Annotated in this window: 20 protein-coding genes; 17 read left to right on the top strand and 3 right to left on the bottom strand. The window is 27.2% G+C overall.

Annotated elements, in window-relative coordinates; genetic code table 11:
* Positions 1-4: 4 nt before the first annotated feature.
* The 4 genes from ABVS04_RS10510 to ABVS04_RS10495 are packed head-to-tail and all read left to right on the top strand — an operon-like array spanning position 5 to position 5,190.
* Entirely contained in the window at positions 5-775 is a 771-nt protein-coding gene (locus ABVS04_RS10510) for a hypothetical protein (RefSeq protein ID WP_368030694.1), read from the top strand.
* Positions 772-2,886 (top strand): DUF4838 domain-containing protein, encoded by a 2,115-nt coding sequence (locus tag ABVS04_RS10505; protein ID WP_368030693.1) that lies wholly within the window; start codon positions 772-774, stop codon positions 2,884-2,886. The genes ABVS04_RS10510 and ABVS04_RS10505 overlap by 4 nt, the downstream gene beginning before the upstream one ends.
* Positions 2,887-2,906: 20 nt before the next feature.
* Entirely contained in the window at positions 2,907-4,499 is a 1,593-nt protein-coding gene (locus tag ABVS04_RS10500; protein WP_368030692.1) for a cache domain-containing protein, read from the top strand.
* Complete coding sequence (locus ABVS04_RS10495; protein WP_368030691.1) at positions 4,486-5,190, top strand: glycerophosphodiester phosphodiesterase family protein; 705 nt, start codon at positions 4,486-4,488, stop codon at positions 5,188-5,190. The genes ABVS04_RS10500 and ABVS04_RS10495 overlap by 14 nt, the downstream gene beginning before the upstream one ends.
* A 166-nt stretch (positions 5,191-5,356) precedes the next feature.
* Here the strand turns inward: ABVS04_RS10495 and ABVS04_RS10490 are convergent, their stop codons facing one another.
* The 3 genes from ABVS04_RS10490 to ABVS04_RS10480 are packed head-to-tail and all read right to left on the bottom strand — an operon-like array spanning position 5,357 to position 8,197.
* Positions 5,357-6,637 carry a TRAP transporter large permease gene (locus ABVS04_RS10490; protein ID WP_368030690.1) on the bottom strand — a complete coding sequence of 427 codons (1,281 nt, stop codon included), beginning with the start codon at positions 6,635-6,637 and terminating at the stop codon, positions 5,357-5,359.
* A gap of 1 nt (position 6,638) precedes the next feature.
* The gene (locus ABVS04_RS10485) at positions 6,639-7,190 is read right to left on the bottom strand and encodes a TRAP transporter small permease (protein WP_368030689.1); all 552 of its coding nucleotides are present in this window, start codon (positions 7,188-7,190) and stop codon (positions 6,639-6,641) included.
* 14 nt (positions 7,191-7,204) lie between these two features.
* Positions 7,205-8,197: a DctP family TRAP transporter solute-binding subunit gene (locus tag ABVS04_RS10480; RefSeq protein WP_368030688.1), complete on the bottom strand. Its 993-nt coding sequence runs from the start codon at positions 8,195-8,197 to the stop codon at positions 7,205-7,207.
* A gap of 280 nt (positions 8,198-8,477) precedes the next feature.
* On the opposite strand from ABVS04_RS10480, the gene gltB reads away from it, so the two are divergent.
* From gltB to ABVS04_RS10415, 13 genes are read left to right on the top strand one after another with little or no spacing between them, the layout of a single operon-like run.
* Positions 8,478-12,914, top strand: a complete 4,437-nt coding sequence (gene gltB, locus ABVS04_RS10475; RefSeq protein ID WP_368030687.1) for a glutamate synthase large subunit — start codon at positions 8,478-8,480, stop codon at positions 12,912-12,914.
* 3 nt (positions 12,915-12,917) lie between these two features.
* The gene (locus ABVS04_RS10470) at positions 12,918-14,294 is read left to right on the top strand and encodes a glutamate synthase subunit beta (protein WP_368030686.1); all 1,377 of its coding nucleotides are present in this window, start codon (positions 12,918-12,920) and stop codon (positions 14,292-14,294) included.
* Between the two features lie 6 nt (positions 14,295-14,300).
* Positions 14,301-15,053 carry an inositol monophosphatase family protein gene (locus ABVS04_RS10465; protein WP_368030685.1) on the top strand — a complete coding sequence of 251 codons (753 nt, stop codon included), beginning with the start codon at positions 14,301-14,303 and terminating at the stop codon, positions 15,051-15,053.
* A gap of 41 nt (positions 15,054-15,094) precedes the next feature.
* Positions 15,095-15,349 carry a YfhL family 4Fe-4S dicluster ferredoxin gene (locus ABVS04_RS10460; RefSeq protein WP_172127225.1) on the top strand — a complete coding sequence of 85 codons (255 nt, stop codon included), beginning with the start codon at positions 15,095-15,097 and terminating at the stop codon, positions 15,347-15,349.
* A complete protein-coding gene (locus ABVS04_RS10455; protein WP_368030684.1) occupies positions 15,349-16,815 on the top strand; it encodes a Ppx/GppA family phosphatase in 1,467 nt (488 codons plus the stop codon). The genes ABVS04_RS10460 and ABVS04_RS10455 overlap by 1 nt, the downstream gene beginning before the upstream one ends.
* 2 nt (positions 16,816-16,817) lie before the next feature.
* Positions 16,818-17,726: a lipid A biosynthesis lauroyl acyltransferase gene (locus ABVS04_RS10450; protein WP_368030683.1), complete on the top strand. Its 909-nt coding sequence runs from the start codon at positions 16,818-16,820 to the stop codon at positions 17,724-17,726.
* Entirely contained in the window at positions 17,701-18,579 is an 879-nt protein-coding gene (locus tag ABVS04_RS10445) for an ELM1/GtrOC1 family putative glycosyltransferase (RefSeq protein WP_368030681.1), read from the top strand. Before ABVS04_RS10450 ends, ABVS04_RS10445 begins: the two co-directional genes overlap by 26 nt.
* A gap of 34 nt (positions 18,580-18,613) precedes the next feature.
* Positions 18,614-19,882 (top strand): nucleotide sugar dehydrogenase, encoded by a 1,269-nt coding sequence (locus ABVS04_RS10440; RefSeq protein ID WP_368030680.1) that lies wholly within the window; start codon positions 18,614-18,616, stop codon positions 19,880-19,882.
* 3 nt (positions 19,883-19,885) lie between these two features.
* Positions 19,886-20,977, top strand: a complete 1,092-nt coding sequence (locus tag ABVS04_RS10435) for a glycosyltransferase family 4 protein (RefSeq protein WP_368030679.1) — start codon at positions 19,886-19,888, stop codon at positions 20,975-20,977.
* A 2-nt stretch (positions 20,978-20,979) separates the two neighbouring features.
* A complete protein-coding gene (locus ABVS04_RS10430; protein ID WP_368030677.1) occupies positions 20,980-22,071 on the top strand; it encodes a glycosyltransferase family 4 protein in 1,092 nt (363 codons plus the stop codon).
* Complete coding sequence (gene wecB / locus ABVS04_RS10425; RefSeq protein ID WP_368030675.1) at positions 22,068-23,204, top strand: non-hydrolyzing UDP-N-acetylglucosamine 2-epimerase; 1,137 nt, start codon at positions 22,068-22,070, stop codon at positions 23,202-23,204. Before ABVS04_RS10430 ends, wecB begins: the two co-directional genes overlap by 4 nt.
* A gap of 1 nt (position 23,205) precedes the next feature.
* Positions 23,206-24,228 (top strand): glycosyltransferase, encoded by a 1,023-nt coding sequence (locus ABVS04_RS10420; RefSeq protein ID WP_368030673.1) that lies wholly within the window; start codon positions 23,206-23,208, stop codon positions 24,226-24,228.
* Positions 24,228-25,196 (top strand): glycosyltransferase family 9 protein, encoded by a 969-nt coding sequence (locus tag ABVS04_RS10415; RefSeq protein ID WP_368030671.1) that lies wholly within the window; start codon positions 24,228-24,230, stop codon positions 25,194-25,196. Before ABVS04_RS10420 ends, ABVS04_RS10415 begins: the two co-directional genes overlap by 1 nt.
* Positions 25,197-25,200: the final 4 nt, after the last annotated feature.

Below are 25,200 nucleotides of genomic sequence, written 5' to 3'. Positions count from 1 at the left end.
AAATATGAATAAAAAAGAAGTATATATATCAGTCGTATCACATAATCAAGAAAATCTTATAATTGATAATTTTAAAAACCTAGATTTAAAAAATGAATCTTTTGATATAAAATTTGTATTAATGGATAATACGAACTCTTCAAAGCTTGAGAATTTTGCAAAAGAGAATAATCACTTATATTATGCAGATGAAAAAACAAGAGGATATGGAGAAAATCATAATAAAAATTTTGAAATAGCAAAGGTAAAAGAGGGTGATATATTTATTGTTTGTAATCCTGATGTTATTTTAGAAAAAGATCAATTGCTTGGTATGTTAGAAAGTTTTGTTTCTAGAAATAAAGATTTTGAAAATGTAACTTGTTATTATGATAGAGAAAAAACAATTCTATCTAATCCTGATCGTTATTTTCCATATTTACTTAATTTTGTTGCTTCAATAGTTTTACGCAAAAGATTACACTATGGTACAAATTTTGATGTAATATATCCTCAGTGGATATCAGGTGAATTTATGATTATTAAAGCTGAAGTTTATAAAAAATTAAATGGTTTTGATGAAGATTATTTTATGTATGTTGAAGATATTGATCTATGTTATAGAGCTCAAAAATTAGGTATCAAAATTACTCATAATAAAGACTTTTATATAATTCATGAAACTCAAATGGATAGTAGAAATATTCTATCAAATAGGTTTAAAATGCATCTTAAATCTGCTTTTACTTATTTAAAAAAACATAAAATCTATGGAATTATAAAAATAGCAAAATGAAAACTTTTTTTTATTTTTTAATCTTATTTATTCTAGCAATGAATAGTAATGCAACGAGCTATGAGGTTAAGAATTTAGTTAAGCAAAATGATCAGGCAAAAAAGATTTTAGAAAATTATTTAAAACAAAGCAATTTGAACATAGAAGGTTTTGACAATATAAATTTTATTTTAGGAATAAAAGAGAATATCTTATCAATAAACAAAGCTTTATTTGATGAAATAAATAAATTTGAAAATGATGCTTTTGTGATAAAATTATTGGATGATAATATTTATATAATAGGAAAAAATCAAAGAAGTTTATTATATGGAATATATACTTTTCTTGAAAGAAATTTAGAATTTAAGTTTTTGACAAAAAGTTTTGAAGTTATACCTGAAAGTAGTTTTATAAAGAGAAATAATATTAATTTTGAATCAGAAGCTAGATTTAAATATAGAGAAATTTTTATACATGAACTTGAAGATAATGATTTTGCATTAAAACTTGGATTAAATGGTGCTTTTGGTCATAAGTCTGAAAAATCAGATGAGAATTTTATTAATATTTATAATAACTATACTCCTTATGAATTAATTCCTTCCAAGTATGAGCAATTGTACCCTGAGTTTTTTTGTGGTGGACAACTTGATTTTGCATTAGATGAAGTTCAGGAATTAGCAAATAATAACTTTCAAGAAAAAATAAAAGATTTAAAAAAACAAAATATAAATAAAGATATTTTTTATATTTCCCATGAAGATAGATTATCTTTTTGTCAATCTTCAAATAGCTTAAGATTAATAGATAAATATAATTCAACATCTGCACCTTTTTTAGATTATACAAATTATATTGCAAAAAAAAATCCTGAAAAAAATATATTTATGGAAGCATATCAATGGAGTAGAAAAGCTCCTTCTAATTTCCCCAATTTGGAAAAAAATTTAAATATTGTTTTTTCTGATATAGAAGCAGATTTTTCTAATCCCTTAGATAGTATTATAAATAAAGAAATCTATAATGATCTTTTTTCTTGGAATAAATATAAAAAAGATATATATATTTGGCATTATATTACAAACTTTGGTGGTTATTTTCAACCTTTTCCTAATATAAATACAACAGCGCAAGATATAAAAGATTTTGCTAAAAATACTCAAGTAAAAGGTATTTTTTTACAAGGTGCTTATGAAACTAGTTTTAGTGAATTATCAAATTTAAGAGCATGGGTTTTTTCAAAACTTTTATGGAATCCTTCTTTAGATGAAAATAGATTAATAAAAGAATTTTCATACTATTATTATGGAGATGCTTATAAGGATATATTAGAGTATTTTAAATTATTAGATGATTCTGTAAAAAAAACAAACTCTAAGTTATTAGTAAAAACAACAGTAAATTCTAAATATTTAGACTCAAACTTTATAATAAAAGCAAAAAATATTTTAGATAATGCTTTAAAAAGAGTTTCAAAGAATTCTATATATTATGAGCATATAAATGAATTATATATTTCACTTGATTATGTTCAGTTATTAAAAGGAACAATTTCAAATGAAGATAAAAATAGATTCAAAAACTTTTTAATTAAAAACAATATAAAGTATTATGCTGAAAATGCATCTATTAATTCTTTATTGGCATATATCGATATGAAAAGGGTTGATCCTTTAGTTCCAAAAATCATTTTAAATGAAAGTACTCAGTGGCTTGATTATCAAGAATATGAATTAAAACTTTGCTGTTCAGAAATTGTAGAAGATAAAAAAGCTTCTTCAAGAAGTGCCGTTAGAATGACAGGAGACAAGTCAGATTGGGGAATACAATTAGATCTTAGCTCTATTCCAAAAGGAAAATGGAAAATATATGCAAATGTCAGAATCAAAAAAAGCACTAGTTTATCTGCAATTGACTATGTAAATCCAGCTATTTACTATGGAATATATGATAAAGGAATAAAAAACTTTTCTTTAATTAATACTTTAAAAGATGAAGAATATCATGAAGTAGAAATAGGAAATATAAGTATAGAAAATAATGAAATAGGTCAAATTTGGATTCGACCAGCAGCTAGTGATAAAGTAGAATATATTTATGTTGATAGAATCTTTGTAGTAAAAGAATAAGTGAAATAAAAAGGGGTAAATTGAATTTAATAACAGAAAAAAATTTATCAAAAACAATTATTTTCACTTTTATAATAATAATGACTTCTATGATAGTTGCCATTTCTTATTTTTATGTAAATAATACTTATGATAATTTTGAGCAAGAGATGGATAAATTTGTAAGTGAGTATTATGCAGATAAAAAGAAGACTTTGAAAAAAGAGATAAATACAGTAATTGATATTTTAAATTATAATATTGCAAAATCAAATTTAGACGATGAACAGCTTAAAATTGATGCTGTTAGATTGTTAAATAATATTACATTTGAAGAGAATAAAAGTAACTACTTCTTTGTATATGAAGTGAAAAATATGCAAGGTGGAGATAATTTTGCAAGATTAATGGTAAATCCAAATAGACCAGATTTAGTAGGAGCTTTAATATCTACAAATGTTACTGATATAAATGGAAAAAAGTTTAGAGAAGAATTCCTAAAAGATATTAGAAACTATAAGGAATCTTTCACTCAATATACTTATAAAAAACCATATTCAGATGAGATAAAACAAAAACTTTCTTATTTTAAATATTTTGAACAATGGAATTGGATAATTGCAGTTGGAGTATATACTGATGATATTGAAAATGAAATAGCAATAAAAAAAAGAGATTTAGAGGTAAAAATAAAAAATCAAGTAGTTCAAAATGTAGTTTTATTTGTAATGTTTTTATCAATAGCTATTTTAATATCAATTGCAATTTCTCAAAAAATTGATGAGGTATTAAAAAATTATGAAAATAAAGTTATATCAAATGCAAAAGAGTTGGAAGAATTAAATGAATCCTTAGAAATAAAAGTACAAAAAGAGATTGAAAAAAATAGAGAAAAAGAACAAGTTCTTGTACAAAAATCTAAGTTTATTGCTCTTGGTGAAATGATATCAAATATTGCTCATCAATGGAGACAACCTCTTAGTGAACTTTCTTCAATCCTTATGTATATAAAATTTAAACAAAGTATTAATGCATTAGATGAAAATACAATGAATCAAAAGCTTCAAGAAGCAGATAAAGTTTTAGATTTTATGTCTCATACTATAGATGATTTTAGAAATTTTTTTATGCCAAAAAAAGAAAAAGAAGAGTTTTTACTATACAAAGTTGTTGATATTGTAATAAATATTGTTTCAAGTACTTTAAAAAACTATGATATAAAACTTGAAATAGAGATTGATGAAAAGATAATTTTAAAAACTTATTTAAATGAATATGAACAAGTTTTATTAAATATTATTAATAATGCAAAAGATGTATTAATAGAAAAACAGATCCAAAATCCATACATTAAAATTAAAGCACAAGAAGAAAATAATCATATTATTTTGACAATAGAAGATAATGGTGGTGGTGTTTTAGTTGAGCCTAAAGGAAAAATCTTCGAACCATATTTTACTACAAAAGAGCATAGTAATGGAACAGGAATAGGTCTTTATATGTCAAAAATCATTGTTGATAAAAATATGAAAGGGAAATTAAGAGTAAAAAATACAAAAGAGGGTGCTAAATTTGCAATTATTATTCCTAAAAATATAGAAGAGAATAAAGAGATTAACTATGAATTTGTCTAAAAATATGATTATTGCTCATAGAGGATTACATACAGATTTAATACCTGAAAATTCACTATTGTCATTTCAAAAAGCACTTGAAAAAAGTTATGAAATTGAGTTTGATTTAACAATTACAAAAGATGAAAAAGTTGTAGTTTTTCATGATGAGAATTTATTTAGATTATGTGGTGTGAATAAAAATATAGAAGAAGTAGAATACTCTTATTTAAAAGAATTAAAGCTTTTAAATAGCGAAGAGACTATACCTTTATTTGAAGATTTATTAACACTTATAGAAGGGAAGATAGTACTTATTATTGAAATAAAAAAACACAATAAAATTGGAGTTTTAGAAAATATAGTAACTAAATTATTAGAAAACTATAAAGGCAAATATTGTATTTGTTCTTTTGATAAAAATATATTAACTTGGTTTAAAAACAATAACTCCAATTTGAAAAGAGGATTGATATTTGAATCATGTCCAAAGAAATTTAAAAAATATAATAAAATACTCTTCTTATATAAATACTATAAAACAAAACCAGATTTTATCTCTTTAGATTATAAATTATTAAATAGTTCTATTTATGAATTTTGTGAAAAAAACAGCTTAGAATTAATAACTTGGACCATAAAAAATAAAGAAGATTATGTAAAAATTGAAAAAAAAGTAGATGGAGTAATTTTTGAAAAATTTATTTTTTAGGTTCTTTATTTTGAAGTTTTTGAGTGAAAAATGCTAAAAGTATTACAACAAAAGCGATAATTGCAAAAGAGAAGATTTCCGATTGTAAAGTAGTCATAAGTAGCCTTTTTGAAAGTCTATCTAAATTATAAAAAAAAAGTAAGAGATAAACTCTTACTTAATTTTTTTATCCATACATTAATCTTGGCAACCATAGAGAGATTTCTGGGATATAGGTTATCAGCATTAATCCAATAAGTAATATTCCTGTCATCGGTAAAGATGCAACAATAACTTGCTTAAGACTAAGCCCAGTTATTCCACTAGCCACAAAGAGATTGAGCCCTACAGGCGGGGTTATCATTCCTATTTCCATATTTACAACCATAATAACACCTAAGTGAATTGGATCAATTCCAAGTGCAATTCCAATTGGAAGTAAAAGTGGTACTGTAATCATTACCACAGAACTAGGTTCCATAAATTGTCCCATAAATAAAAGTAAGATATTTACTATTAATAAGAACATTAATGGTCCAACATTAGCTTCTAATATCATTTGTGTAATATGTTGAGGAATTTGCTCATCTGTTAAGAAGTGTGCAAATAACATCGCATTAGCAATAATGAAGAAAATCATTGAACTTGTTTGTGCAGAATCTAAAATAATTCTATATAAATCTTTATATTTAGTATCTTTATAGATAAAAAATGAAACAAAAAATGCATACATTACACTGAATGCTCCAGCTTCTGTTGGTGTAAAAATACCACCATAAATTCCACCAATAACTACAACAATAATTAATAAAGCCCAAAAAGAGTCTTTAAATGCTGTAAATCTTTCTTTAAAACTAGCAGGTTTTGTAGCTTTAAAACCACTTTTTTTTGCTAGGAAATATGTAGCAATCATCATCATAATACCAATCATAAGTCCAGGAATTACCCCAGCCATGAATAGTTTACCAATAGATTGATCAGCTGTTACCCCATATACGATAAATACAATTGATGGTGGAATTAATATCCCTAATGTACCTGATGTTGCTATTGTACCAATTGCAAATTGTTCGTTATATCCAGCTTGTTTAATAGCTCCATACATAACAGAACCAATTGCAGCAACAGTAGCTGGAGAACTTCCACTAACAGCCGCAAAAATAATAGATGCTAAAATAGCAGCAATTGGAAGACCACCTGGAAGATGTCCTACTAAACTTTTTGCAAAATTAATAATTCTCATTGCTGATGAACCACGTGAAAGTAAAGCTCCAGCTAAAATAAACATTGGAATAGCCATAAGCGTATACTTATTTAATCCATCAAAAATTTTAGATGAAATACCCATTAAATCCATATCTGTAAAAAGAAATGAAGTTATTAAAGTTGTAGCTCCTAATGAAACAGCAACTGGAACACCTAGTAACATAAGGGCGAAAAGTAAGATAAATAAAGTAGCGATAATCATATTATTTTTCTCCTTGTGATTTTATTTCATGAATAACTGCTTCATGTTCATTGTATAATTTAATATCATCTGCATCTGTGTAATAAATTTCTACTAATTTCTCAGCACATCTATAAGCAGCTAATGCAAAAGAAATAGGAAGAACTAAATGTGGAATCCATACAGGTATTCCTAAATCTACACTCATTTCTCCAAAATCTTGTAGTAAAAGAATTAGTTCATAACCAAAGTATGAAATTAAACCAAGATATCCAATAGAGACTAAGTTCGCAAAGATTAAAAAGCCTTTAGTGACTTTTGGCGAGAATTTTTCAATAATTAAACTTACTGAAATATGCGCTCCTTGTTTAAATCCATATGCAGCTCCAAAAAGTGCAGCCCAAATAAAAAGATAATTTGTAAGTTCTGCAGCCCATGTAAGACTCATATCAAACGCATATCTCAATATTACATTAATAAATGCTAGTAAAACACCCAATGACAGTCCTACGACTGCCATTGTTTGATTAATTGCACCTACTATTAAATCGATAGTGTCAAAAAATTTTTTCATGTTTTAAACTTCTTTTATTTTGTATCAATTGCTTTTTGAATTAAATCTTCACCAATTACATCATAGAATTTTGGATAAACAGTAGCCATTACTTTTTTCCATTCAGCTTTTTGATCATCTGTTAATTCAATGATTTCAAGTTTATTTGTATCTTTAGCATATGCTCTTAAAGATTCCATGATTTTTGCATCTTCAACAGCTGATTCTTGTCTTTCAAATGCTGTTGCTTCTTTCATAGCTTGAGATACTTTTTCTTGAAGATCTGCAGGAAGCTTTTTCCAGAATCTATCACTCATTACTACTAAATAACCTAAGTAACCATGGCTACTTAAAGTAAGACTTGTTTGAACTTCATTGAATTTTTTTGTATAGAAGTTTGATAATGGATTTTCAGTTCCTTCAACAACACCTTGTTGTAAAGCTGAATAAACTTCTGAGAATGGAAGAACTTGAGGATTTCCACCAATAGCTTTAAATTGTGCTTCTAAAACTTTTGAACTTTGAATTCTATATTTATGCCCTGCTGCATCTTCAGGTAATACTATAGGTTTAGCATTTGTAGAAAAATGTTTAAATCCTGCATCCCAGTAATCAAGTGCAATCATTTGTTTTTTTGCATCGATTTTTGATTTTAAAATAGAACCAACTTCTCCATCCATAACTTTATATAAATGCTCTTTGTCTTTAAATAAGAAAGGTAAATCAAATAGTTGCATTTCTGGTGCGATACTTGTAAATTTTGATAAACTTGGCATAATTAATTGAACATTATCCATAACAAGTGCTTTCATCTCTTCCCCATCACCATATAATTGAGAATTTGGGAATACTTGAACATCAATTTTCCCAGCAGTTAATTCTTCAATTCTTTTTTCAAGAAAAGCAGCTGCTTTACCTTTTGGTGTACTATCACTAACAACATGGCTTACTTTCATTACAAAATCTGCTGCAATACCAGAAGTTGCTAACACTGCTGCTGCAATTGTTCCTATAACTAATTTTTTCATATCTCGTTTTCTCCTTAATTTTTGATATCAAAAAATTATAGTTAAATCTTGTGTAAGTATTATGTATAAAATCAATTTTTTATACATAGATATAAAAAGTGTACAAAAACAACATATGTATAAAAAATATACATTTAGAGAAAATTTAACAAGTAAATATTTTGTATAATGTGGTATCGTAAAGATTCTATTATTTTAGCTATTAACTTTTTTTAAACTAATTTATAGTATATTATCGGACTTTACTTAAGGAATATGTAGATTAATATAAAGGGAAATGATGGGGTGCAATTTAGACTTATTAACTTCTTTTAAAGATAATTGTGGGTTTGGTTTAGTAGCTGATATGAAAAGCAGACCAAGTCATAAAAATTTAGAAGATGCAATAACTTCACTTGAAAGAATGATGCATAGGGGTGCAGTGGCAGCTGATGGTAAAACTGGAGATGGTTCAGGTTTATTATTATCAATGCCAGATTCTTTCATGAGAAAAATAGCAACACAAAAAGGTGTTGACTTACCAGAAATTTATGCAGTTGCAATGATTTTTACAAGAGATCTAGCTGAGATAGATATATTTAAAGAATACTGTGAAAACAATGACTTAAAAGTTTTATTGACAAGAACGGTACCTGTTGATATTGATGCATTAGGTCAACAAGCGTTAGATAGTTTACCTAATATTATACAAGTATTTGTTATACCAAATACTTTAATGACATCAAAAAGATTTGATGCAATGCTTTACTTAACAAGAAAAGAGTGTGAGCATAGATTAGTAGATAAAAAAGATTTTTATATTCCAACGTTCTCGTCAAAAGTGATTGCATACAAAGGGCTTATTATGCCTACGCATATAAAGCATTTTTATATTGATTTAAGAGATGAAGATTTTAAAATTACATTTTCTTTATTTCATCAAAGATTTTCAACTAATACTCTTCCTTTATGGAGATTAGCGCAACCATTTAGAGCAATAGCACATAATGGTGAAATAAACTCAGTTGAAGCAAATAGATTTAATGTTGAAGTAAAATCAGAGCAATTAAAGTCAGAAGTTTTCTCAGAAGAAGAGATGAAAAGATTACTTCCAATTTTACAAAATGTTGGATCAGATTCTACATCATTAGATAATATGTTTGAATTTTTATTAGCAAATGGAGTTGATTTCTTTAAGGCTGCACGTGCATTAGTACCTGCACCATGGCAAAATGCTCCACATATGGATTCAAATTTAAGAGCATTCTATGAGTATACAGCAACTGCAATGGAAGCATGGGATGGACCTGCTGCTGTTTCTTTAACAGATGGAAGACATATTGGTTGTTTAATTGATAGAAATGGATTAAGACCATCTAAATATGTTATTACAAAAGATGATAAATTATATATTACATCTGAGTATGGAACTTTAAATATTGATAATGATAACATCTTAGAGCGTGGAAGATTACAATCTGGTCAAATGATAGCACTTGACTTAAAACATGGAAAAATACTTAAAGAAGATGATATTAATAACTATTTAAAATCAGCTCAACACTATTCTAAATGGTTAAATGATGATATGGATTATGTTCAAGAATATATTGAAGATACTTTTTTAAACGTAAAAGATTATAAAATTGAAAATTTAGAGAAAAAACAAAAGTTCTTTAATATTACATATGAAATATTAGATCAAGTAATTGAACCAATGGCAAAAGATGGTAAAGAACCTGTTGGTTCTATGGGAGATGATACGCCATTAGCATGTTTTTCTCAAGTTAATAGAAACTTTACAGACTTCTTTAGACAAAAATTTGCACAGGTTACAAATCCTCCAATTGATCCATATAGAGAAAAAGTTGTGATGTCTTTAGAAACAGGTTTTGGTAGAGTTCATAATATTTTAGATGAAAAACCTGAATATGCAAAAAGATTAAAAGTAACAAGTCCTATTTTAATGAAAGAAAAATATGATATTTTATACTCTTTTGGAGATGAAAAATCACCAAGATATGATCAATATTATAAAAATAGAATTTTTTCAACTACTTTTAAATCAAATTTAAAAGCATCATTAGAAAAACTAGCTTCTTATGTAGTAAAAGCAGTATCTAAAGATGGTGTTGCAGTTGTTATTTTAGATGATAGAACTTTAAGTGAAAATGAAAAAGCAATTCCTGCTGCTTTAGCTGTTGGTTATGTTAATCAAAAACTATTAAAAGAGGGAATTAGACATAATGTTTCAATAGTTGCAATTACAGGAGAAGTTTATGATCCTCATATGGCAGCTGTTCTAATTGCATTTGGTTGTACAGCAATTTATCCATATATGATGTTTGCTTCAACTGTTGCATTTTTCCAAAGAGAAAAACCATCTAAATATGAGATGCAAAAACTGCTAAAAAACACACAAAAATCTGTTAATGCAGGAATATTAAAAATTATGTCAAAAATGGGTATTTGTACAGTAGCCTCGTATAGAAATTCAGGTTTATTTGATATCATTGGTCTAAGTGATGAAATTGTAAATGACTGTTTTACAGGTGCACATAGTGATTTAGCTGGATTATCATATAGTGATATTGAAGCAAAAATTAATAAATCACATCATAATGCATTTATTGAAGAAAATACTATGTTCCCACTTGATTTAGGTGGTTTTTATAAATATAGTAATGGTGGTGAATACCATGATTATGGTCCAGCTACAACAAATGCTATGCATAATAAAAAAGCAGCTAAAAAAGAAGATATTACAGATTTTGATGCTTTAAGAGATTTAGTTAATAACAGAGATAAAAAATTCATTAGAGATTTCTTTGAATTTAATTCAGATAGAAAAGCTATTGATATTAATGAAGTTGAATCAAAAGAAGAAATTTTTAAAAGATTCGCAAGTGCTGCTATGTCTCTTGGTTCTATTTCTCCAGAAGCTCATGAAGCAATGGCTACAGCTATGAATACTATTGGTGGTATGAGTAACTCAGGAGAAGGTGGAGAAGATTCAAAAAGATTTGGAACTATTAAAAACTCTAAAATTAAGCAAGTAGCTTCTGGAAGATTTGGGGTTACACCTGCTTATTTAAGATCTGCTGAAGAGTTACAAATAAAAGTTGCACAAGGTGCAAAACCAGGTGAGGGTGGACAATTGCCAGGGCATAAAGTAACTGCTCTTATTGCAACATTAAGACATACGGTTGCAGGTGTTACATTGATCTCACCACCACCACATCATGATATTTATTCAATTGAAGATTTAGCTCAATTAATTTTTGACTTAAAACAAGTTAATCCATTAGCTAAAATTACAGTTAAATTAGTTTCATCAATTGGTGTTGGAACAATCGCAGCAGGAGTTGCAAAAGCTTATGCTGATAAAATTGTTATTTCAGGTGGAGATGGTGGAACAGGTGCTGCTCCATTAACATCTATTAAGCATGCAGGTAATCCTTGGGAAATGGGTCTTTCTGAAGCTCATAATGCTTTAAAAGCAAATAAACTAAGAGAGTTTGTACATGTACAAACAGATGGTGGATTAAAAACAGGTCTTGATGTTGTAAAAGCAGCAATGCTTGGAGCTGAATCTTATGCATTTGGAACAGCTTCATTAACGCTACTTGGATGTAAGATTTTAAGAATTTGTCATACAAATAAATGTTCTGTTGGAGTTGCAACTCAAGATGAAAATTTAAGAGACTTCTTTACAGGAACTGTTGATAGATTAATCTCTTATTTTACATTTATAGCAGAAGATGTTAGAAATATTCTTGCATCATTAGGTTATAAAACAATTGAAGAAATTGTTGGAAGATCTGATTTATTAAAAGTTATTGATGACAAATTTGCACAAAAATTTGATTTCCAAAATATTTTAAGAAGAATTGATGGAGTTGATACTTGTCAAAAAGAGACAAATGCTCCTTTTGATGATAATAAATTCGAAAAAGAGTTATTAAAAAAAGTTCATAGAACTATAGAAAATCCAAATTCTCCAATAAAAGTAACATCAGAAATTTCAAATTTAAATAGATCATTCGGTGCTTTAATCTCAGGAGAGATTGCAAGATTTTATGGAGATAAAGGTTTACCTGAAAACTCTATAAATATAAACTTAAATGGAATTGCTGGTCAATCATTTGGAGCTTTCTTATCAAAAGGTATGAACTTATATCTAAATGGTGCTGCAAATGATTATGTTGGAAAAGGTATGAATGGTGGAAAAATCATCATTAATCCTGCACAACAAGGTAAAGATTTTTCAGGTGGAGGAAATACATGTCTGTATGGTGCAACGGGTGGAAAACTTTATATTAGAGCTAATGTAGGTGAAAGATTTGCAGTTAGAAACTCTGGTTGTACAGCAGTTGTCGAAGGTACAGGAGATAATGCTTGTGAGTATATGACAGGTGGTATTGTAGTAATTCTAGGAAATACAGGTATCAACTTTGGTGCTGGTATGACAGGTGGATTGGCATTTGTTTATGACCCTGAAAAAACATTTGTAGATAAAATGAATCAAGAATTAATTGAATCAGTAAGAATTGATACAGATGATACAGAAAGAGAAAGATTATATTTAAAAAGATTATTACTAGATTATTTACATGAAACAGATAGTGAAATGAGTGATAATATTTTACAAAACTTTAGAGCTGAAATTAGAAATTTCTGGATGGTAAAACCAAAAAATATGACAGTATTACCACTAGATCCGGACAAGGGAGATTAAGAGATGTTAAATTTTACAAAATTCGAAAGAATTAACCCTGAAAAAAGAGATGTACTTCAAAGATTAAAAGATTTTAATGAAGTATATCAAGTGTTTTCAAAAACAAGAGCAACAGAGCAAGCTGATAGATGTATGCAGTGTGGTGATCCATACTGTCATACAGGATGTCCACTAGGAAACTTTATTCCGGCATGGTTGAAGCAAACAGCAACAAAAAATCCTGAGTTAGCTTTTGCTTTATCAAATGAAACATCTCCTTTCCCTGAAATTTTAGGAAGAATTTGTCCTCAAGATGTATTATGTGAAGGTGCTTGTTCATTGAATACAGGACATGGAGCTATTTCTATTGGAGCAATTGAAACTTACATTTCAGAAGATGCTTTTGAAAAAGGGATGAAACCTAAATTTACTGAGCATAAAAATGATAAAAGAGTAGCAATAGTTGGTTCTGGACCTGCTGGTATTTCAGCTGCAACATTTCTTTTAAGAAAAGGTTTCAATGTTGAAATGTTTGAAAGAGATGATAGAGCAGGAGGTCTTTTAATGTATGGAATTCCTGGTTTTAAACTTGATAAAACAACTGTTGATAGAAGAATTAATTGGTTATTAGAAGCAGGAATGAAACTACACACTAATTGTGAAATTGGAAAAGATAAAACTATTTCAGAACTTAATGAAGAGTTTGATGCTATTTTCTTAGGAATTGGTTCAACAAAAAGTAACCAAGTAAGAATAGAAGGTGAAAAAGCTTCTAATGTTCATTTTGCAATTGATTTTTTAAAAGGACTTCAAAAAAGAAATCTTGGAAATAAAAAGGTTGATTTTATTGACGTTGCAGATAAAAAAGTAGTTGTAATTGGTGGTGGGGATACTGCTATGGACTGTGTTAGAACATCTGTAAGAGAAGGTGCGGCTAGTGTTAAATGTCTTTATAGAAGAGATGAAGCTAATATGCCTGGATCTAAAAAAGAAGTTGTAAATGCAAAAGAAGAGGGTGTTGAATTTGTATTTAACGTAAGCCCAAAATCAATTAAATTAGAAAATAATTTAGCTGTTGCAGTTGAATTATTAGAAACTTCTATGAGTGAAGCTGATTCAAGCGGAAGACAAAAAGTTGTTATAAATGAAGGTAGTGAATATCTTGAAGATGCTGATGTTGTAATATTAGCTCTTGGATTCTCTCCTGAAGTTCCAGCATTTTTAAAAGAATTAAATGTTGAAACAAATTCATGGGGTGGAATTGTTATTGATTCTTCTTTTAGAACATCAAATAAAAAAGTATATGCAGGTGGAGATTGCCAAAGAGGTGCTCACTTAGCTGTTACTGCTGCTGCTGATGGAAGAGATGCAGCTAGAGTTATGGTAAAAGAACTTTTATAATCACATATGAAAAATATTACAGCCTTTGATAAAAAAACTTTTATAGAGGCTGTAATTCTTGCAAATAAAGAACTATACACTTACATAAATACAAATTTATCTTCAAAAGATTATGAATATACAAACACTATAGGTTTTGGTGGAGATAATTCTTTGAAAATGGATTTACTTGCAGAAAATATTTTTATTAAATATCTTAGAGAACTTGGAAATATATACTCAGAAGAGTGTGGATTATTAGATTTTAAAAAAGAGTATACTTTTATAATTGATCCCCTTGATGGAAGTAATAATTTTTATTCAAATCTTCCTTATTATGGTACTTCTGTAGCTATTCAAAAGGATGGATTCACTGTTGCTGGATTTGTTACAAATTTAGTTTCTGCAGTGCTTTCATATAGAGCTTTTGATGATGAAGTCAAACAGATTTCTCTAATAGATTTAAAAGAATTAGACTTAAAAGAAATAAAAAAAGCAAAAATTTCTATTTTTGAAAGAGCTTATAACTATCCAGATATATGTGAAAAACTAAATAAAAATAGTATAAAATTTAGATGTTTAGGTGCCGTTGCATTATCATTAAGTGATGCGAAAAATTATAATTTTGTTTTATATGCAGGTGAAATTAGAATTTTTGATATTGAAGCAGCTTTATATATTTGCAATGATTTATTCATTCATAAAACAGATAAATTTCTACTTATATCTAAAAATAAAGAAAAATTTGAGCTAATTAAAGAATTTATTAAAGAGAAATAGGTTATAACTCCACATAAATAATTCAACTAGGAAGAAACTGTATGTCTTTAATTATTACTGATGAATGTATTGCATGTGATGCATGTAGAGAAGAGTGCCCAAACTACGCTATTGAAGAGGGTGATCCAATTTATATTATAGATTCGGATAGATGCACTGAGTGTGTAGGTCATTATGAAGAACCTTCATGTATTGAAGTTTGTCCAGTAGACTGTATTATTATTGATCCAGATAATCAAGAGACAATGGAAGAATTAAAATTCAAGTATGAACAATTAATGGAAGAAGAAGCTTAATGTCTAAAGTAACAACTATTATCGACATTGGGTCTAACTCAATGCGTATGGTTGTATTACAAAAAAGCTCTAGATTCTCTTTTAGTTTAATAAATGAAACAAAAAGCAGGGTTAAAATATCTGAAGGTTGTTATGAAAATAACGGAAATCTTCAAGATATTCCTATGCAAAGAGCTTATGAATCTTTAAAATCTTTTTTAAATATATCTCACGCACTAAAATCAAGAAAAATCATCTGTGTAGCAACATCAGCATTAAGGGATGCTCCAAACTCAAAAGTTTTTATATCAAGAGTTCAAAAAGAATTAGGTCTTAATATAAAAGTTATTGATGGAGAAAAAGAGGCATATTATGGTGGGGTTGCTGCATTAAATCTTTTACATGCTAATACTTTCATAACTATGGATATAGGTGGTGGATCTACTGAGTTTTCTTTTATACGAGATGGAAAAATAGAAAAATCTATATCATTGAATATTGGTACTGTTAGAATAAAAGAATTGTATTTTAATAAAAATGACATTGAAGGTGCAAGAAAAAATATTTTAGATAATTTAAAAAAGATTTTTGAATTAGGTATTGAAATTCCACAAAAGGTTGTTGGAATTGGTGGAAGTATTAGGGCATTTTCAAAAATAGTTATGTCTAAAAATGATTATCCCCTAGATATATTGCACGGATATACTTACAGTGTAAAAAATGAAACTCCATTATTTAATAAAATCATAAATGCACAAAATAATGATGATTTAAAATCTGTAGGTGTAAAAAAAGATAGATTTGATACTATAAAAGAGGGTACTTTTATTTTCAAAACTATTTTAGATGAGTTAAATATAAAAGAAGTTGTAACTTCAGGTGTTGGTGTTAGAGAAGGTGTTTATTTAACTGATTTACTAAGAAACTCAAATCATAAATTTCCTGAGAACTTTAATGTAAGTGTAAGATCTCTTCTTGATAGATTTCAAATTGATGAGAAACAAAGTGCTTATTTGGGCTCTAATGCTGGTAAAATTTTTGATGTTTTAAAACCAATGCATAATTTAGATAGTAAATTTAGAACTTTATTAGTTATTGCATCAAAATTACATTCAATTGGTTCTACATTAAACTTTTACAAATCAAATGACAATGCTTTTGATTTTATTTTAAATGGTTTAAATTATGATTTTTTACATACATCAAGAGTAGTTGTTGCTCACACAATTAAATTTTCGAAAAAATCCTTACCTTCAAAAAATGATATTTTAAAATATCAGGATTTATTGCCTTCTTTAGAAGTTATGCAATGGATGTCATTCATGATTTCATTAAATATTGCAATAAATCAAGATTTATCAAGACCAAAAGTTGAATATGTATTAAATAACAATACTTTAGAAATAGATTTATCAAATAAATCATTTTTGATACAATCAAATATTGATAAATTGGAAAGTCCAGAAGATTTAGAAATAAAGATTTAATGATGAAAAAAATAGTTTATAGACTTTTTTTAATTGTTGTTTTTGTTTTAAGAAAGTCACCTAAATCACTAAGAAGAGGTTTCTTTAGAATTATTGCAAATTTAGGATATATTTTTGCAAAAAAGACAAATAAAATCATTGAAGCAAATCTAAATTTAGTTTTTGAAAACTCTTTATCTAAAAATGAAATAAAAGAGATTCAAAAGTATTCATATTTTAATATGGTTTTATGGGTTCAATCAATGATTGAAAATTTAGATGTTAGTGATAAAGAATTAAAAGAAACTGTTCAAATTGAAAATGAAGATATTCTTATAAATTTAAGAAAAGAAAATAAACCAATTATTATAATTTCTGCTCATTATGGAAATATGGAAATGATGAGTTATTATTTTAATAAATTTTTATTTCCAGTTTATCAAGTGGCGCGTGAATCAAACTTTAATGAAATAGATGAATTTCTAATAAAAGCAAGAGAAGCATCAGGAAGTAAAATTGTTTTTAGGAGTGGAGCTTTAAAAACATTAGTAAAAGCTATGATGAAAAAAGAAGCTGTCTCATTAATAATTGATCAAAATATAAACTCTAAAGATGGAGAAGAAGTAGAGTTTTTAGGAAAAAAAGCTTATCAAACCTCTTCAAGCGCTATGCTAGCTAGAAAATTTGATGCATATATTGTACCTATTGCTATTTTTAATCAGGATGACTATAAATATAAAATAAAAGTATATGAACCTATTACTCCTCTTAAAACAGATAATGAAAAAGAGGATTTAAAACAAATTTCCCAATTAGAAGCTAATGCAATATCTGATATAATCTTAGAAGATAAAAAACAGTGGTTTTGGCCGCATAAAAGATTTAAAAGTCATTATAGGGAAATATATGAAACGAATCCTAATAATAAGTGACGGGAAACCAGGTCACCTTAATCAATCAATTGCATTTTGTAAAATAAAAGATGTTAGTTATGATATTTTAGAAGTTAAATTCAAATCAAAATTTCATAAAGCTTTATCCTATTTTTTTGATAAATTAGGATATTACACAGATTTTTTATTTAAAGATTATAAAAAATATTATGGTGATTTCTATGATGCTATTATTAGTGCTGGTTCTGGAACTTATTATTTTAATAAATTTATTTCAAAAAAATACAATAAAAAAGCAATAGCTTTAATGCTTCCAAAATCTTATAAATTTAAAGATTTTTACTATATTATCGCTCAAGAACATGATAATCCTATAAGACAAGATAATATCCTGGCACTTCCTTTAAATCTTTCTTTTCCTAGGGAGAAAGGTTATGTAAAAAAAGTTGAAGAAAAGAAATCCTTGGCAATTATAATAGGTGGTGATAATGATGTTTTTGATATGGAATATGAACTTATAAAAGATGAATTAGATGATATTTTTGAGAAATATCCCGATTATTTGAAATATATTACAACTTCAAGAAGAACATCAAAAGAGATTGAAAATTTGATTAATGAATATAAATTTGATTATAAGCTAATTTATTCAGAAGAACCAAATATAAATCCTATTGGAGATTTTATAGCTGTTTGTGATGAGTTTTTTATAACAACTGACTCAACATCAATGTTAAGTGAAGTAAGAGCTAACAGTAATGCTAAAATAAATATAGTAGATTTAGACTCTAAAAAAGAGAATACAAAATATCATAGACTTGTAAAAATAATAGAAGATATGGATGATGAAAAAATTAATTTTGCAAAATTGCTTAAAAAAGTAAAAATATAAAATTTTTTAAAGCATTTATTTTAAAGGAAAAAAATTGAATAAAAAAATATGCATAATAGGTTTAGGCTATGTAGGATTACCTCTAGCTCATGCTTTTAGTAAAAAATACTCTGTAGTAGGTTTTGATATTAATAAGCCAAGAGTTGATGAATTAAATGCAGGTTTTGATAGAACTTTAGAATTAACAGAAACTGAAGTTAAAGAATCTATTGAAAATGGTATGGTTTATTCAACTAGTATTGAAGATATCAAAGATTGTAATGTTTATATTGTAACAGTTCCTACTCCAATAGATTCTTCAAATAGACCTGATTTAACTCCTTTAATTAAATCTTCTCAAACTATTGGAAAAGTTCTTAAGAAAGATGATATTGTAATTTATGAATCAACTGTTTATCCGGGTGTTACAGAAGAGGTTTGTGTTCCTGAATTAGAAAAAGAATCAGGAATGATTTTTAATAAAGATTTCTTTTGTGGATATAGTCCTGAGAGAATTAATCCAGGAGATAAAGAACATACAGTTACTAAAATTCTTAAAATAACAGCTGGTTCAACTCCTCAAATAGCTGATATTGTAGATGAATTGTATAAATCAATCATAATAGCAGGTACTCATAAAGCAAGCTCAATTAAAGTAGCTGAAGCAGCAAAAGTAATAGAAAATACCCAAAGAGATGTAAATATAGCTTTGATAAATGAATTAGCTTTAATTTTTGATACTATGAATATAAGTACAAATGATGTAATAGAAGCAGCAGCAACTAAATGGAACTTTATAAAATTGAAGCCAGGATTAGTTGGTGGACATTGTATTGGTGTTGATCCATACTATTTAACACATAAAGCTGAAGAACTAGGATATAAACCAAATCTAATCTTAGGTGCAAGACAAATCAATAATGGTATGGGTAAATATATAGCTGAAAAAACTATTAAACTTATGATTAAAGCTGGAAAAATTATAAAAGATTCAAATGTTTTAATTATGGGATTAACTTTTAAAGAAAACTGTCCAGATATTAGAAATACAAAAGTAGTTGATATCATAAAAGAGATACAAGACTATGGAGCAGTTATTGATGTATATGAACCTTGGATTGATGAAAAAGATAAGGGATATTATAATTATAACTTTGTTGAGAATCCATTTGAGAATTCAAAAAAATATGATGCTATTGTAGTTGCGGTAGGACATAATAAATTTAAAGCAATTACCCAAGAGCAGTATGATGGTTTGATTAAAAATGAAAAGATTATTGTTGATGTGAAAGGAATTGTTCCACATCCTTCTTGGAAATTATAATATATGAGAATAGTACAGTTACTTCCTGAATTAAATGAAGGTGGAGTTGAACGAGGTGTTGTTGAACTAAATCGTGAATATGTAAAATTAGAAATTGAGTCATATGTTATTAGTGCAGGGGGAAAACTAGAAAATCAAATAAATATTGATGGTGGAAAATATATAAAATTTGATGTATGTAGTAAAAATATTTTTACAGCATTTTCAAGAGTGAGTGCATTAAAAAAGATTTTGAAAGAATTGAAGCCAGATATTATTCATGTAAGAAGCAGAGTTCCAGCATGGCTTGTTCATTTTGCGAATAAAAATTTAAATATAAAAGTTGTTAGTACTGTTCACGGTTTTAATAGTGTTGGATTTTATAGCTCAATTATGCAAAAATCAGATGCTGTAATATGTGTGAGTAATAGTATAAAAGAGTATATACAAAAGCATTATCAAACACCAGAAAATAAAATTACAGTGATTCCTCGAGGAATAGATCTAGAACTTTTTAATCCAAAAAATATATCAAATGATTTTATAAATAGTTTCAAAAAAGAAAATCATTTAGGAGATAAATTTATAATCTCAAGTGTGGGAAGAGTTACACAATTAAAAGATTATGAAACATTTATAAAAGCTATTTCTCTTGTAAAAAAAGAAATACCAAATGTTGTGGCACTAATAGTTGGTGGAGTAAGAAGTGACAAGCAGGATTATTTAAACTCATTAAAAAAACTAGTTAATGAATTGAATTTAGAAGAGAATATAATATTTACAGGAAGCCAAAGTAAAATAGCAGAAATCTATGCTTTGAGTAATGTAGTCGTAAGTAGCTCAAAAAAGCCAGAAAGCTTCGGACGTGCAGTTGCAGAATCAATAGCTATGAATACTCCAGTAATCGCCACTAATCATGGTGGAGTAAAAGATATCATCATTGAAAATGAAAATGGATTCTTTTTTGAAGTTGGAGATGAAAAAGAGTTGTCCGATAATATTCTGAAATCAAGAGATTTAAAGTTTGATGGGTATAATTACATATCTAGTAATTTTTCTTTGGGGAATATGGTGAATAGAACAATTGAAGTTTATAAAAAAGTTTTGGAGTTATAAATTTGAATATATTAATGGTAAGTCTTGATTATCCACCAACAGTTGGAGGAATAACAGCCCACGTTTATGAGTTGTCACAAGCGTTAAAAAATATTGGATGTAAAGTAAGTGTTGCAACAAAATTTGTTGATGATAGTCAAAAAGCCTTTGAAACTGTTGATGGTGTTGATATTCATAGATTTAAACTTAAATTTATTGGATTTTCTTATGGTTTACAAATAAATAATTTCTTAAAAAAATTAATCAAAAAAGAAAAATTTGATATTATCCATATTCACGGTATGAGACCTTTAGAATTTTATAATATTAAAGATATCCCATTAGTTTATACAAATCATACTTCAGGATATTTAAAAAGAATAAAAAAAGGTGGATATAGAATTTCACTATTAAAAAGATTATTTAATAAACCAAAACTTTTCTTAGCTCCAAGTGAAGAACTTTTAGATGTTCCTTTTGAGTTTAATGCAAAAAAAGTATTTATTTCAAATGGTGTTATTTCTGATAAATTTACAAGAAATATTGAAGTTCGAAAAAAATTAAGAGATGAACTTGGAATAAAAGATAATGAAAAACTAGGTATTGTTACAAGAAGAATGGTTTGGAAAAATGGAGTTAACTTTTTAGCTCTTGCAACAAAATATATAAAAAATCAAGATTTAAAACTTTTGTTTATAGGTGATGGTGAACAATTTGAGGAAGTTAAATCAGTTTTAGAAAAAAACTTTAAAAATAGGTATATTTTATTAGGTTCAAAAAAGCATGATGAAATCATAGATTATTATAGTGCTGCTGATTTATCAATATTACCCTCATTAATGGAAGCTACAAGTATTAGTGGACTTGAGGCAATGGCTGCTTCTTTACCTTTAGTTGGAACAAATGTTGGTGGAATTCCAGTTATTATTAAAGATGGTGAAAATGGTTTTTTATGTGAAAAAGAGAATCCTCAAGATTTAGCCCTAAAAATTGATAAACTTCTTGATAACGATATTGATCAAATGGGAGATAAATCAAAAGAGATGGTAAATATTCATTTTGATTGGATTGAAATTGCAAAAGAGACTTTAAACGAATATAAGGCAGTTTTATGAGAAAAAAAGTCTTACTAGTATTCGGAACACGACCAGAAGCCATAAAAATGGCACCATTAGTAAAAGCATTTGAAAAAGATGAAAGTATTATTTCAAAAGTTTGTGTAACAGCACAACATAGAGAAATGTTAGATCAAGTTCTTGATATGTTTGATATTATTCCTGATTATGATTTGAATATTATGAAACCTGGACAAGATCTTTTTGATGTTACTTCAAATGTTCTTTTAGGTTTAAAAGATGTTTTAAATGACTTTAATCCTGATGTTGTTTTAGTTCATGGTGATACTACAACTACAAGTGCATCTTCATTAGCAGCTTTTTATAATAAAATAAAAGTAGGACATGTTGAAGCAGGTCTTAGAACTGGTGATATGTATAGTCCATGGCCTGAAGAAGCAAATAGACAAATAACTGGTGTATTAGCTAACTATCATTTCGCTCCAACTACAACTAGCCAAAATAATCTTTTAAAAGAAAATAAAGATCCTAAAAATATTATAGTAACTGGTAATACAGTTATAGATGCACTATTTTTAGCATTAGATAAAATAGAAAATAGTAGTGAATTAAAAAATAAAATTATTGCTAATATAAATAGTGAATACAAACTACAAGATGATAAAAAAATCATTCTAGTAACTGGTCATAGAAGAGAAAACTTTGGACAAGGATTTATAAATATTTGTGAAGCTCTAAAAACTCTTGCTACTAATAATCCTGATATAGATATAGTATATCCAGTACACTTAAATCCAAATGTACAAAAACCAGTAAATGAAATACTTTCAAATACTCCAAATGTATATCTAATAAATCCACTTCAATATGAAAGCTTTATCTATATGATGAATAAATCATATTTTATAATAACAGACTCAGGTGGAGTACAAGAAGAAGCGCCATCTCTAGGAAAACCAGTACTTGTAATGAGAGATACAACAGAGCGACCAGAAGCAGTAGATGCTGGAACTGTAAAATTAGTAGGAACAAATCCTCAAGCTATCATAGAAGAAGCTCAAAAGCTTTTAGATGATGAATCTGAATACAACACTATGTCAAAAGCTCATAATCCTTATGGTGATGGCAAGGCTTGTGATAGGATTGTAAATTTTATTAGGGATGTGAAATAGTATGAAAATTTTACATGTTGCAAATTTTTCACTTTTAAAAAAAGATGCAGTTTTTTATTCAATGGATAAGAAAATTTCTAATGGATTAATTAGAAACGGCCATTTAGTTTGTGATTTTAGTTATAGAGATATTTCAAAAGTATATAGAGTATTTGGTTTTAAAAAAATTGGAATAAATAAAATGATTAAATCTTTATTTGCTTCGATTAATAATATACAACCTGACTTAATTCTTTTAGGTCATACAGAACTTATTGATGGTGAAGTTTTATCTTTGATTAGAAAAAAATATCCAAATATTAAAATAGCTATGTGGTGGGTTGATTGGTTAAAAAATCTGTCTTCAATTAAATCTAAAATAAAATATATTGATGTTTTATTTACTACAACTGGAATAAAAGATTTTCCAGAAATAAATTTTGAAAATAAAGATTTAAAGATCTCTTATCTTCCAAATATGTGTGATAGTTCAATTGAAGTATATAAAGCATTTGAGGAAGAAGATTTTGATAGAGAGCTTTTTTTTGCAGGAAGATTAGATAAAGAAAGAGAGAGTTTTATAACAAATTTAAAAAACTCTTTAAAAGATATTAAATTTGATATTTTTGGAAATACAAAAGAGACAGTTTTATTAGGAAATAAATTTTTAGAAACTATCTTTAAAAGTAAAATTTCTCTAAATTTAAGTCGTGACCATGAGACTTCTTTGTACTCTTCTGATAGATTGATTCAACTAATGGCAAACGGTTCTATGGTTATTTCAAAAAATATTCCTGATATTGAAATCTTATTTAATAAAGATGAAATAGTATTCTTTAATGATGAAAAAGAGTGCTTAAAAAAGATTTCTTACTATATAAATAATGATGAAGAACGAAAAGAAATAGCTAAAAATGGATGGCAAAAAGCTCATAATTCATATAATTCAACAAGAGTGACAAAATTTATGATAGAAACAATTTTTCAAGAAACTTATAGTGAAGAGTATGAGTGGAAGAATCTAATTATTAGTGGTGATAAATAATGAAAAAAATCTTAATTATACGATTTACTTCATTAGGTGATTTAGTAACTTTAGAGCCAACTTTTAGAGCTTTTAGAGCTTTTTTTAAAGATAGTGAAATTACATTTTTAACATCAGGAATTGGTAAAGGTTTATTTTCTGATAGTGGTTATTTTGATGAATTTATTATACATAATAAATTCTTTCAAACTTTATCTTTAGTTAAAAATAAAGATTTTGATTTAGTAATAAATTTACAGTGTAATAGACCGTCTCATTTTTTGAATCTTGCAATTTCAAAGAAGAAAGTAATAAACAAATCTTTTAATCTATTTCAAAAAATATTTGATATTAAAGTGCATTCAAAATCTGCTTCGGAAATGATTAAATTAACAGGGTTTGATGAAAGAATTGTTGATGAATATTTTGAAAAAGACAATGGTTTTATAAAATTACCTACCAGTAAATCAAATTTATTTGAAAAAAATAGTGATAATAGAGTTATTGCAATTTCAACAGGAACAAGTGAAAGATGGCTTAGTAAAAAATGGGGAGTTAATAATTATCTTAATTTAATAAAAGAATTAGTAAAAAACAATTATCAAATAGTTTTAATTGGTAGTGAGTTAGAACTTGAAGAATCTGAATTTATATTGAAAAATTTTCAGAATAATGAAGTTACCTCTTTTGTAAATAAAACTAATTTAACCCAATTAAAAAATTTACTAGCAGAAGTTGATTTATATATAGGAAATGACAGTGGACCATCGCATATAGCTGCTGGAGTTGGAACAAACACAATTACAATATTTGGTTCAACTGATATAAAACATTGCGTTAAATTTATGCCATATACTGGAATTCATGAATACCTAAAGCCAAGTGAAGATATAAAATGTCATCCTTGTTATAAAACAAAGTGTCCTACAAATATGGAATGTATGGCATCAATTACTGTTAATCAAATCATTAATTTGATAGTTAAATAAAGGA

Source organism: Arcobacter sp. s6 (genome assembly GCF_040884245.1).
Classification (GTDB): domain Bacteria; phylum Campylobacterota; class Campylobacteria; order Campylobacterales; family Arcobacteraceae; genus Aliarcobacter.
The sequence above is the reverse complement of the archived record's forward strand: the minus strand, read 5'-3'. Positions and strand labels throughout refer to the sequence as shown.